This is a genomic window from Streptomyces poriferorum, from assembly GCF_019399235.1.
Classification (GTDB): Bacteria; Actinomycetota; Actinomycetes; order Streptomycetales; family Streptomycetaceae; genus Streptomyces; species Streptomyces poriferorum.
Map to the genome: position 1 here is coordinate 1 of NZ_JAELVH010000308.1, position 11,001 is coordinate 11,001.

Annotated in this window: 13 protein-coding genes; 6 read left to right on the plus strand and 7 right to left on the minus strand. The window is 72.3% G+C overall.

The features are described 5' to 3' along the window. Window positions 1-565, minus strand: a 565-nt coding sequence (locus JGS39_RS33885; protein WP_219573588.1) for a cysteine hydrolase family protein, incomplete at its 3' end; no start/stop codon positions are given. 112 nt (window positions 566-677) lie between these two features. Here JGS39_RS33885 and JGS39_RS33890 point away from each other — a divergent pair. After that, on the plus strand, window positions 678-1,145 hold the full coding sequence (locus JGS39_RS33890) for a pyridoxamine 5'-phosphate oxidase family protein (RefSeq protein ID WP_219573589.1): 468 nt from the start codon (window positions 678-680) through the stop codon (window positions 1,143-1,145). Window positions 1,146-1,154: 9 nt separating this feature from the next. On the opposite strand, the gene JGS39_RS33895 is transcribed toward JGS39_RS33890, so the two are convergent. Further along, window positions 1,155-2,075 (minus strand): LysR family transcriptional regulator, encoded by a 921-nt coding sequence (locus JGS39_RS33895; protein ID WP_219573590.1) that lies wholly within the window; start codon window positions 2,073-2,075, stop codon window positions 1,155-1,157. A gap of 74 nt (window positions 2,076-2,149) precedes the next feature. On the opposite strand from JGS39_RS33895, the gene JGS39_RS33900 reads away from it, so the two are divergent. Beyond that, window positions 2,150-3,172, plus strand: a complete 1,023-nt coding sequence (locus JGS39_RS33900) for a DMT family transporter (protein WP_219573591.1) — start codon at window positions 2,150-2,152, stop codon at window positions 3,170-3,172. A 1-nt stretch (window position 3,173) separates the two neighbouring features. On the opposite strand, the gene JGS39_RS33905 is transcribed toward JGS39_RS33900, so the two are convergent. Beyond that, window positions 3,174-4,505 carry an aminotransferase class I/II-fold pyridoxal phosphate-dependent enzyme gene (locus tag JGS39_RS33905; protein WP_219573592.1) on the minus strand — a complete coding sequence of 444 codons (1,332 nt, stop codon included), beginning with the start codon at window positions 4,503-4,505 and terminating at the stop codon, window positions 3,174-3,176. 35 nt (window positions 4,506-4,540) lie between these two features. On the opposite strand from JGS39_RS33905, the gene JGS39_RS33910 reads away from it, so the two are divergent. Further along, window positions 4,541-5,236 (plus strand): pyridoxamine 5'-phosphate oxidase family protein, encoded by a 696-nt coding sequence (locus JGS39_RS33910; protein ID WP_219573593.1) that lies wholly within the window; start codon window positions 4,541-4,543, stop codon window positions 5,234-5,236. Window positions 5,237-5,294: 58 nt separating this feature from the next. Here the strand turns inward: JGS39_RS33910 and JGS39_RS33915 are convergent, their stop codons facing one another. From JGS39_RS33915 to JGS39_RS33925, 3 genes are all read right to left on the minus strand, one after another. Further along, complete coding sequence (locus JGS39_RS33915) at window positions 5,295-6,251, minus strand: DMT family transporter (RefSeq protein WP_219573594.1); 957 nt, start codon at window positions 6,249-6,251, stop codon at window positions 5,295-5,297. Between the two features lie 158 nt (window positions 6,252-6,409). Continuing rightward, a complete protein-coding gene (locus tag JGS39_RS33920) occupies window positions 6,410-7,414 on the minus strand; it encodes an EamA family transporter (protein WP_219573595.1) in 1,005 nt (334 codons plus the stop codon). A gap of 99 nt (window positions 7,415-7,513) precedes the next feature. Next, window positions 7,514-8,047: a Clp protease N-terminal domain-containing protein gene (locus tag JGS39_RS33925; protein WP_219573596.1), complete on the minus strand. Its 534-nt coding sequence runs from the start codon at window positions 8,045-8,047 to the stop codon at window positions 7,514-7,516. Window positions 8,048-8,292: 245 nt separating this feature from the next. On the opposite strand from JGS39_RS33925, the gene JGS39_RS33930 reads away from it, so the two are divergent. Further along, window positions 8,293-8,505, plus strand: coding sequence for a hypothetical protein (locus tag JGS39_RS33930; RefSeq protein WP_219573597.1), 213 nt, complete (start codon window positions 8,293-8,295; stop codon window positions 8,503-8,505). Between the two features lie 61 nt (window positions 8,506-8,566). Further along, complete coding sequence (locus tag JGS39_RS33935; protein ID WP_219573598.1) at window positions 8,567-8,998, plus strand: type II toxin-antitoxin system Rv0910 family toxin; 432 nt, start codon at window positions 8,567-8,569, stop codon at window positions 8,996-8,998. A gap of 105 nt (window positions 8,999-9,103) precedes the next feature. Here the strand turns inward: JGS39_RS33935 and JGS39_RS33940 are convergent, their stop codons facing one another. After that, complete coding sequence (locus JGS39_RS33940) at window positions 9,104-9,742, minus strand: PadR family transcriptional regulator (RefSeq protein WP_219573599.1); 639 nt, start codon at window positions 9,740-9,742, stop codon at window positions 9,104-9,106. 182 nt (window positions 9,743-9,924) lie between these two features. On the opposite strand from JGS39_RS33940, the gene JGS39_RS33945 reads away from it, so the two are divergent. Then, window positions 9,925-10,986 carry a phosphotransferase gene (locus tag JGS39_RS33945; protein ID WP_219573600.1) on the plus strand — a complete coding sequence of 354 codons (1,062 nt, stop codon included), beginning with the start codon at window positions 9,925-9,927 and terminating at the stop codon, window positions 10,984-10,986. The last annotated feature ends 15 nt before the right edge of the window (window positions 10,987-11,001 follow it).

The following is an 11,001-nucleotide window of genomic DNA, read 5'->3' on the forward strand; positions in this document are numbered from 1 at the left end:
CCGACGCCATCGCGGGGGTGCCCGCGGCGGGCACCCCCGCGATGGCGTCGGACGGCACCACCGCGGTGTAGCCGAGGTTCACCGCGTCGAAGACCGCGTTGGGAATGGCCACGTTCGCCGATACGCCGGTGACGACCAGGGTCCGGCAGCCGAGGTTGCGGAGCAGGGCGTCCACGTCGGTGCCCGCTATCGGCGACAGCCCGTGCAGCCGGCGGACGACGATGTCCTGGTCCGCCACCTCGATCGGCTCGGCGATCCGCACCGCCGTGCTGCCGGAGTGCTGCTGCACGGGGAGGCGGCCCGCGGCACGGAAGAGACGGGCGTTGCTGTTGGCGCCCCTGCCGTCCGGCCGGCGTTCGGCCACCGCGTGGAGGACCTGGACGCCTGCCTCATGGGCGGCACCGACCAGCCGGGCGACGTTGTGCAGGGCCCCGGACGACCTTGCCTCCTTGGCCAGTTCGGGCAGCGCGCTGCCGGGGCCCACCACGCCCTGCTGGCACTCCACCGTCAGCAGCACGGTGGTCGCGGGACCGGTCTGTTCGGCTAGTTGTTCCCTGCTCGGCACGGCTGCCCCTCTCGATGACGGAACGGGCGCGCGAGGCTAACCTCCATTGCGTGATGAGGGAAGAGGCCCCATGATTCCTGACACATAGTCAGCTAACAGAGGGAGGCCTTCCATGGCCGTCAGTCAACGACGGGGCCGCCGGATCATGATGACGGACGAGGAGCGCGACGCCTACCTCGCCGACCAGCGCACCTGCCGCGTCGCCACCGTCGGCGCGGACGGCCGTCCGCATGTCGGCGCGCTCTGGTTCTGCTGGGACGGCACCTCGCTGTGGCTCTACTCGATCACCCGGAGCCTGCGCTGGTCCCAGCTGAGCCATGACCCGAGGCTCTCGGTGATCATCGATGACGGAGTGGAGTACGGAGAGCTGCGCGGCATCGAGCTCTCGGGCGAGGCCGTCTTCGTCGGCGAGGCGCCCCGCACCGGCGAGCCCTGCCCTGAACTCAACGTTCCCGAGCGGCTGTTCGCGGCGAAGAACTTCGGCATGGAGACGATGCCGCACGACGGCCGGCACGCCTGGATACGACTCACACCCGATGCCGTCACGTCCTGGGACTTCGGCAAACTGGCCGGCCTGTGAGCACAGGGCTCACACGTCCCCCAGCGGATCGTCCAGCTCCCGCCCCGCCTCCCGCAGTGCCGCGACCGCCGCTCTGATCGACGGGCGCCGGTCCGCGTCCGCCCGCCACACCGCGTGGACATGCCGTCGCATCTTCTGCCGCACCGGAACCAGCCGCACCCCGTCGGGCACCGGCCCGCGGCCCAGCCGGGGCGCCACACAGACGCCCATTCCCGCCGCGATCAGGGCGAGTTGGGTGTGGTGCTCGCCGGCGAGGTGGGCGATGCGCGGTTCGATCCCCTTGGAGCGGAGGGTGAACATCAGCCATTCGTAACAGAACTCGCCCTCGGGCCACGACACCCAGTCGTCGTCGGCGAAGTCCTCCAGGTCGACCTTGTCGCGCTCCGCGAGCGGATGACCGGCCGGCATGGCGATGTCCGGTGCGTCGTCGAGCAGTTGCTCGCGGGCGAGGCCGCCCGGAACCGGCAGCCGCTTGTTGCTCCAGTCCAGCACCACGGCGAGATCGATGTCGCCCCTGAGCACGGCACGGATCCCGTCCTCGGGTTCCAGCTCCAGCGTACGGACCCGCAGTTCGGGATGGCCGGCGCGCAGGGCGACGAGCGTCGCCGGGAAGAGTCCCCGCGCGGCGGTGGGGAACGCACCCAGCCGGATCTCGCCCACCACCTCGCCCCGCTGGGCCTCGATGTCGGACTGGGCGAGTTCGACCTGCGAGAGGATCCGGGCCGCGTGGTCGGCGAGCAGTTGTCCCGCGTCGGTGAGCCGGATCCCGCGCCCGTTCCTGGCCAGCAGTTGCTGGCCCACCTCCCGCTCCAGCTTCGCCATCTGCTGGGAGACGGCGGACGTGGTGACGTGCAGTCCCTCGGCGGCGCCGCTCACCGAACCGAGCCGGGCCAGGGCATCCAGGGTGCGCAGGCGCTCCAAGTTCAACATGTAAGCAATGCTACGGGGACACCCGCACAAAGTCTCACTTGTGCTACGAGATTGCTTTCGTCATCGTTGACCTCATGAGCGCACCGCCCGCGCCGGGGACCCCGGCCACCGCAACCCCGGGAACCAAGCAGACCGCACCGGTCTCACCCCTCGCCGATCCGGCCGGCCCCACCGGCCGGCCCGCGCTGGACTGGCGGCTGCGCTTCGCGGCGCTCTCGCTCATCTGGGGCTTCAGCTTCCTCCTGATCAAGGTCGGGACCCATGGCTACGCACCGTTCCAGGTCACGCTCGGCCGGCTCCTGTCGGGGACCGCGGTCCTGGCCCTGGCCATGGCGGTGAAGCGGGAGCGGCTGCCGCGCACCGCCCGCACCTGGGGCCATCTGACCGTTGCCGCCTTCCTCCTCAACGCCCTGCCGTTCTCCCTGTTCGCCTACGCGGAACTGACCATCCCGTCGACCCTGGCCGGCATCTGCAACGCGACCTCACCGCTCTGGGGCATGGCGCTCTCCCTCGTAGCACTGTCCGAGGACCGCCCGACCCGACGCCGCGTCGCAGGTCTCGGGCTCGGCTTTCTCGGCGTACTGACCGTGCTGGGCGCGTGGCAGGGCTTCTCCGGTCTGGACTTCAGCGGTACGGCGATGGCGCTCCTTGCCTCACTGAGCTATCCCGTCGGCTGGATCTACGTCCGCCGGACGCTGGCGGGCACCGGTTCGTCCGCGCTTTCCCTCACCGGCAGCCAGCTCTTCCTCGGCACGGTGCAGCTCGCGCTGGTGACCCCGCTGTTCACCTCGGCACCGGACGGCTTCCCGCTGTGGCCCACCCTGTCCGTGGTCGCCCTCGGGGCGCTGGGAACGGGGCTCGCCGTACTGCTCCAGTACGGTCTGGTCACCGAGGTCGGCCCGACGACCGCGCAGATGGTCACCTACTTCATCCCGGTGATCGCCACCGCCGCCGGAGTCGCCGTGCTCGGCGAGCAGCTCAGCTGGAACACCCCGGTCGGCGCCCTGGTCGTCCTGGCGGGTGCGGCGCTGACCCAGAACAGGTCCCGCGCCACCGAAGCGAGGGCTCCGGGGCCGCGACGCCGGGAGCGGTCGTAGCTCATCCGTAGCTCAGCGGGTCAGCGGGCCCCGCCGCCGCGGCCACCGCGTCCGCGAGCGGCGCGATGTCGGCGTCGGTGAGCGGCGACACGGTGAGCCGGATCCCCTGTGGCGCCGTCATCCGGAAGCGGGCGCCGGGCGCCACCGCCCAGCCCGCGTGCAGCAACCGTGCCACGGCACCCGTCTCGTCGCTGACGGGGACCCACACGTTCATCCCACTGCGTCCGTGCGCCTCGATGCCCCGGTCCTCCAGGGCCCGGACGAGTGCGTCCCGGCGGCGGGCGTACGACCGGGCCACCTCACGGGTGTCGACGGCGCCCGTGGTCCACAGGTGCACCACCGTCCGCTGCAGCAGCCGGCTGACCCAGCCGGGCCCCAGCCGCTGGCGGCCCGAGACCCGGTCGGTGGTGACGGCGTCCCCGGTGAGCACGGCGACACGCAGGTCCGGTCCGTACGCCTTGGCGACGGACCGCACGAACGCCCAGCGGTCCGTGGCACCGGCCAGGGGGTGCAGCGGCAGGTCGACGATGGCGTGCCCGTGGTCGTCCTCGATCAGCAGAACCCCGCGGTATCCGGCGAGGACCGCCCGCAGTTCGGCCGCGCGCCCGGCGCCGATCGCCGCTCCGGTCGGATTCTGCGCCCGGTCGGTGATGACGACCGCCCGCGCACCCGCCCCGAGCGCCGCGTCGAGGGCGTCCGGCAGCGGGCCGTCGTCGTCGACCTCGACGGGGACCGGGCGCATGCCGAGCGCCGGAACGAGATCCAGCAGGCCACCCCAGCCGGGATCCTCGACCGCGACCGCGTCACCGGGCCTGAGGTGCGCGACCAGCACCCTTTCGATCGCGTCCAGTGAGCCGGAGGTGGCGACCACCGGCCCGGCCGGAACGCCGTCCGCGTCGAACCCGGCGCGCGCCAGGGCGGCGAACTCCGGGTCCACGGGCACCTGCGCGTACATGCCCGGCGCCCGGGCGTACGCCTCCGCGACCGAGGCGAGGGCCTCCCCCAGGGCGGGCAGCAGTGCCGGGTCGGGGTTCCCCTCCCCCAGGTCCCGCACCCCCGGCGGCGCCTCCACCCGCACCGACCCGCGCGCGGTGCTCGCCGGCCGCGGGCGGACCCTGCTGCCCCTGCGGCCGGCCGTCTCGATCACACCGCGCTCCCGCAGGGTGCGGTAGGCGGCCGCCACTGTATTCGGGTTCACCCCGAGCCGGCCCGCCAACTCCCTCATGGGAGGCAGCACCTGTCCGGGCGACAGCTCACCCGAACCGACCGCCCGCTCCACACTGGCGGCAATTTCCGATGCACGCCGCCCACTGATCCGATACTCTCCTAGCACAAAAATTAGTATGCACTAGTGCAATGGAGTACGCAATGCCGGAGACCGAACCCCAGCAGACCACGGCCCCGGGCCCCGCGACCGCTTACGACGCGACCGGACGCACGGTCCCGACCCGTTCCCGGGAGCGGGCCTCCTACGACCGGGAACAGGTCCACTCGATACTCGACGAGGCGTACGTCTGCCACCTCGGTTTCGTACGGGACGGCGCGCCCGTCGTCCTTCCCACGCTCTTCGGCCGGGTCGGTGAGCGCCTCTACGTACACGGCTCGACGGGTTCCCGCCCGCTGCGGGCGGCGGACGGGAGCGACGAGGGACTGGCCGTGTGCCTGACGGTGACGCATGTCGACGGGCTGGTGCTGGCCCGTTCCGCCTTCCACCACTCGCTCAACTACCGTTCCGTGGTCGTCCACGGCATGGCGCACACGGTGACCGACCCCGAGGAGCGGCGCGTCGCCCTCGACGCGATCGTCGAGCAGGTCGTGCCCGGGCGGTCCAAGGACTCCCGGCCCGCCGACGAGAAGGAACTGGCGGCCACCGCCGTGATCCGGCTGGACCTGAGGGAGGTCTCCGCCAAGATCCGGACCGGTGGGCCCAACGACGACGCACGCGATCTCGCGCTCCCCCACTGGTCCGGCGTCGTCCCGCTCGCGCCCGGCTACGCCACACCCGTTCCCGCGGACGACCTCGACCCCTCGATCGCCGTCCCGGAGTATCTGAAGGCGCTCTGACGGAGCCGCCCGGGTGGCGGGGCCGTACGGCATCGCACCGCCCCGCCACCCCGGTGGTTCACACGGGGACGGCCGCCTCCCGGCGGGCGTGCGCCGCGCCGCGCGTCTCGGCGACGGCCAGCCCGACCACCGCCGTGAGCAGCAGCAGCGTCCCGGCGACCGTGGCCGGCGTGAGCTGCTCGTGGAGCACGACGACGGCGATGACCGCCGCGCTGACCGGTTCGAGCAGCATGATCACCGACACGGTGGCGGCCCGCACCACCGCGGCGCCCGCGAAGTACAGCGCGTAGGCGAGGGCGGTCGGGATCGCCGCGACGTACACGAGCAGGGTCACCACCTGCGCCATCTGCTCCGTGTGCGGGACGAGACCCTCGCCGGCCGCCATCGGCAGCAGCGCGACCGCGGCGATTCCGAACGCCCAGGCGCTGGTGGCGAGCGCGTCGCCGCCGCCACCGTCCCGCCCGAGCCAACGGGTGAGCAGGGTGATCGCGGCGTAGCCCGCTGCGGAGAGCAGGGCCAGTGCGATCCCGGCAGGCCGCACCGTGCCCGCATCGCCTCCGAGCACCAGGACGGCGAGACCGCTCAGCGCTCCGGCGACCGCGGCGAGCCCGCCGAGCCCGAGCCGCTCCCCCATCGTCAGCCGGGCGCCGACCGCGATGAGGACGGGACCGGCCCCGAGCGTGACCACGGTGCCGACCGCGAGGCCGGTGGCCTGGACTGCGGCGAAGTACGCGGTCTGGAACACGGTGAGTCCGATACCGGTACCGACGATGCGCAGCAGTCGCCGGCGCCCGGACTCGGCAACCGCCACCGCCCGGCCGGGCCGCAGCGCGAGCGCGGCGAGCAGGAACAGGAGGCCGCCCGCACAGCGCCAGAACGACAGGGCGAGGGGGCCGAGATCGCTGGCCCCGAAGAGCAGCGCGGCGGCGGCACCGGCCGTGCCCCAGGCCACACCGGCGATGATCAGGTAGCACAGGCTCCGCCCGACGGGCAGGCCGGAAGCAGGGTTCGACACGTGACTTCTCCAGGGAAGAACGGGGAGTTGGTCGCTCGGCTCCGCACGCGGGCAGCGACGAACCGCTCGGGGACTGCCCGAGCCCGGTCTTCGTCAGGAGTGGCTGCCCGCGCTAAGCGGCAGGCGGCGGAAGTACGGTCAGACGCATGATCGCCACCTTAGGAGGCGGCGCGTCCGGCGGGCAACTCCCCCTCGGCCGCCGTCCGCTCCCCGCCCGGTCCCGAGGCGACGGGCCCGGACGGCGCCTTGGGCGTGAATGACTGGGCGATGAGGGCGCCGGTCAGGACGAGCGCACCGCCGATGAGCTGCGGGGCGGCCAGGTGCTCCCCGAGCAGCACCCACGCCAGCACGGTGGCGATGACGGCTTCCAGACAGGCGACGACACCCGCCACCGCCGGTGACAGCAGCCGCACCGAGATCACACCGGTCACATACGCGATGACGGTGGCGAGCAGCACGATCCACACGAGAAGCAGCCAGGCGGGCACATCCGTGCCGTTCATCGCGGTGTCGCCGCCTAGCACGGACCAGTCCATGCCCCACGGGCGCGCCACGACGGTGAGGACGGCGGCTCCGATCAGCAGTCCGTAGGCGATGACACCGACGGGATGCGGCGGCTCGGCGCCGTCCGCCGCGTCCGCGCTCCCCTGGTCGGAAAGGACGAAGTAGCCGACCTGGCAGCAGGCCGCACCGAGCGCGAGCAGCAGCCCGAAGGCGTCGAAGCTCAGCCCGGACCACACCTCGACCACACAGGCCAGACCGCCGACCGCGAGGACGACGCCGACGGCGGCCGCCCTGGTCACCGGGCGACGCTGGACGAAGCGCACCCAGCCGAGGACAAGCGCGGGGGCCAGGTACTCGACGAGCAGTGCGACGCCCACCGGGATACGGGAGATGGCGGCGAAATAGCAGGCCTGGACGCCCGCGACGGCGAGGAGTCCGAATCCCAGCAGCAGCACGGGGCGGCTGCGGACCAGGGCCCGGTGGCGCCAGGCCACGGGCAGCATGACGAGCGCGGCGCCCGCCACCCTGAGCCACACCACGTGGAGCGGGTCCAGGCCCGACTCGATGAGCGGCTTGGCCGCCACTCCGGAACCACCGAACGCGAAGGCCGAGGCGAGGGCGAGTCCCAGGCCGGCGCTTCTTCCCTGAGACGCGTGCATCGGCACATCATGACAGCCGGCGTCAGGAGCGTCACCCCCGTGACGCCTGACTTCGGTAACACTCCGATGTCAATGGCGCCCCTGACACGCTGCGGCCGGTCATGCCTGACCGGGCGCCTCCACGATGCGGTCCGCGAGCAGCGCCGGGTCGACGCCCGCCCGCGCCAGCACCTTGACGGCCCGGCTCTCGCGGTCCGCGGCCAGCGCGGCGAGCAGGTCGAGTCCGCCGGCCCGCTCGCGCCCGTACGCCTGCGCCCGGCGGGCGGCGTCCGCCATGGCGGACGCCGCTGAGGGCGACCACCCTTCGGCGCCCGCGTCCGTCACCAACGGGACCTTGCCCGAGTCCTCCACCGCGCCCTGCCAGCGGAGCCCGTATCCGATGCTGCGCTGGACGAGGTAGCCGAGCACCCTGGCCAGCTGTGGGCCGCCGTCGAAGGCCGCACGGACCACGGGGTCCGACTCGATGAGGGAATGCAGCAGATGAGCCGTGTCGATCTGCCGGTCGCCGTCACGCAGGGCGCGCCTGCGCGCGCTCGTCACCACGGCGGCCAGCTCGTCGGTGAGTCCGGCGTCGTACTCGGCACGGTGGTTCGGTGCGGGTTGTTGAGGGATCCGGGGGGTCGGGTTCTGCACACTTCCACCCCATCAGCCCGTATCGGCCGCGGCGTCCCCGGAGAGGCCCATTGCCGCATCCCACCCGAGTTGGGCACAGGGGAGCGAGACCTCCTCCTTGCGGATGAGATCGCGCCGTTCCGGGGGCCGGATTCCCGTAAACGGCGCGCGCCGCCTTGCCTCGCGCTCCCGGAGCAACCGGAAGCATCCCCGTACACGTCTCTCAGGCCGGAACACCATGACGGCCGCGGGAGGGGGTGCCGGAGGTGAGCTGGCTCGTCTCGCTGCCGGCACTCGACGGACGCGACTACGTCTACCGGGTGCACGCGCCGTCCGACGCGCTGCGCGCGGATCTCTTCTGGGCGGCGTTCCACTGCCACGACGACGGACCGCATCCACGCGCCTGCGACCGGTTCGACGCGGCCCTGATCTGGCGGACCGGAGCCGATCCACTAGATCTGACGCTTCATCAGTATTGAATGTTATCGCCGCTGCGGCTACGTTCCGCGACACCGTAACCCGTCGAGAAGGGGTGGTCGCATGGCCGAAGTCAGTGCAGAAGCGCGTATCGCAGCACCGGCCGGCAAGGTCTGGGCCCAGCTGACCGACTTCAGCACCTACGGGGAGTGGAACGCCACCCACACCAGCTTCCCCAAGGGCGGCCCGGCCGACCTCGTACTGGCGGGCACGTACGAGGAGAACATGAAGCTGATGGGATTCCCCGCCGAGGTGACCTGGACGGTTTCCGAGCTGGAGGACGGCCGGCTGCTGACCACCACGGGGAAGGGGCCGATGGGCGTCAACCTCAGGATGAGCTACGTGCTCACGCCCGACGGGGACGCCACCACCATGCGGATCGACGGCGAGTTCACCGGGGCAGCGGTCTCCCTGATGGCCGGCAAGCTGAAGGACTCGGCCACCGCGGCCCTCGTCGAGTCACTGCGCAAACTGGACGGGCTGATCGTCGCCTGACCCCGCACGCCACGGCGACCACCTCATCCGCACACACCGAAGGGCCCCGCGGCAGCACCACGGGGCCCTTCGGCACACCTCTCCCCACCTCACCCACCGTCCGGCTCAATGCTCGTCGGCGAGGATGAGGTAGAGCTTCTTCCGGGCGTCGTTGATCACCGCCAGCGCCTTCTCGCGCTGCTCGGCCGAGCCGGTCTTCCAGACCTGGCCGAACGCCTCCATCATGCCGAAGCCGGCCTGCCGGACCTCGTTGAGGCTGTCCCAGTCGACACCCCGGCCGGCCTCCTCCCAGGGCGCGTCGGCCCCCGACTCCGCCTCGGCACGACCGGCGTCGGTGAGGGTGAACAACTTCTTGCCGCCCTCGCTCGCACTGACGATCAGCCCCTCGTCCTCCAGCAGTTGCAGGGTCGGATACACCGAGCCCGGACTGGGCCGCCAGGCCCCGCCGCTGCGCTCGCCGATCTCCTGGATCATCTCGTAGCCGTGCATCGGCCGGTCCTTCAGCAGCGCGAGGATCGACGCACGCACGTCACCGCGGCGCGCCCTCCCCCGGCCGCCACCGCGGCCCCGTCCTCCGCCGAACGGACCGCCACCGAAGGGGCCGCCACCGAACGGCGGGCCGAACTGCCCGAAGGCGGCGCGGCGCCCCTCGAAGTCGCCCCGCTCGTACTCGCCGGGACCGAAGGGGCCGCGCCCCTGGCCGTGCCCGCGACCGTGGCCGTGCTCATGTCCATGTGAACGCATGACGTTCTCCTTCTCTCATTGATCTTTACCTATCGCTGTACTGTCGTGATGCCTCAACGATATATCGGAACCGGTCGCTTGCCAAACCCTTGTGCGGAACTCGCTCCGGTCGTCCGGGGCCGTGCCCCGGCGGCCGGCCGCCAGGACACCGCGGGTGTCCGGCTACGGATACGCTCGTCGGCATGCCGAACCGTGTTCCGTTCAACGAGGCGCTGCTCTCGACCGTCGGCACGCCCCAGCAGACCGAGCTCCTGGACAGCAGTCCGCGGTCACGCGTGTGGCGGGTGCGGCTGACCGACGGGCGGATGGTGATCGTCAAACAGATCACCGACGCCGGGGACACGAGCGCCGACGCGGACACGCGCTTCGCGCGGGAGGCCGCCGGGCTGCGCCTGGCGGGGCGGACCTCGGGGCGGCCCGCCGTGGCCCCCGCGGTTCTCGCCACGGACCTGCCCTCGCGGGTACTGGTCCTCGAGCACCTGGAGGACCTCGGCAGGACGGACGACTGGATGCCGGGGTACGCCGAGTCGCTCGCCCGGCTGCACGCCCTGACCGGCCCCGCCGACGCGGGCGCGCTACCGGCCTCGTCAGGGCCCACGGCCACCGACGCGGAGTCCTTCCTCACCCTGGCCAGGGCGCTCGACGTGCCCGTACCGTCCACGGTTCCCGATGAACTCGCCGGCCTCCTGGAGCGGTTGGACCCCACCCCGCACCATGCGCTGCTGCACGGCGACCCCTGCCCCGGCAACGATCTGCGCACCGCCGACGGCGTCCGCTTCGTCGACTTCGAGCGGGCCTCGCTCGGCAACGGCCTGATCGAACTCGCCTACTTCCGCATCGGCTTCCCCACCTGCTGGTGCGCCATGTCGGTCACCGCGGCCCCGCTCACGGAGGTCGAGGACGTCTACCGGGCCACCTGGCGCGGCCTCACCGGGAAGGACGTGCCGGGCGACCTCGCCGACGCGTGCGCGGGCTGGCTGATCCAGGGCGACGCCCTCGTCGAGCGGGCCCACCGCGGAACGGCCGACCAGTTCGCCCGGGTGCCCGCCGAGGACTTCGAGTGGGGCTACATCTCCGCCCGCGAGCGGCTCGTCCACCGCCTCGGCGTGGTCGCCGGCATGACCCGCGACCACGACCACCTGCACGCCCTCGGCCGCCTCAGCTCGACGCTGGCCGGCCGCCTGCTCGAACGCTGGCCCACGCTGCGTCCGCTGCCCGCACATGACGCTCGTCCTTGGTACTAGGTGTTCTGTCCACGG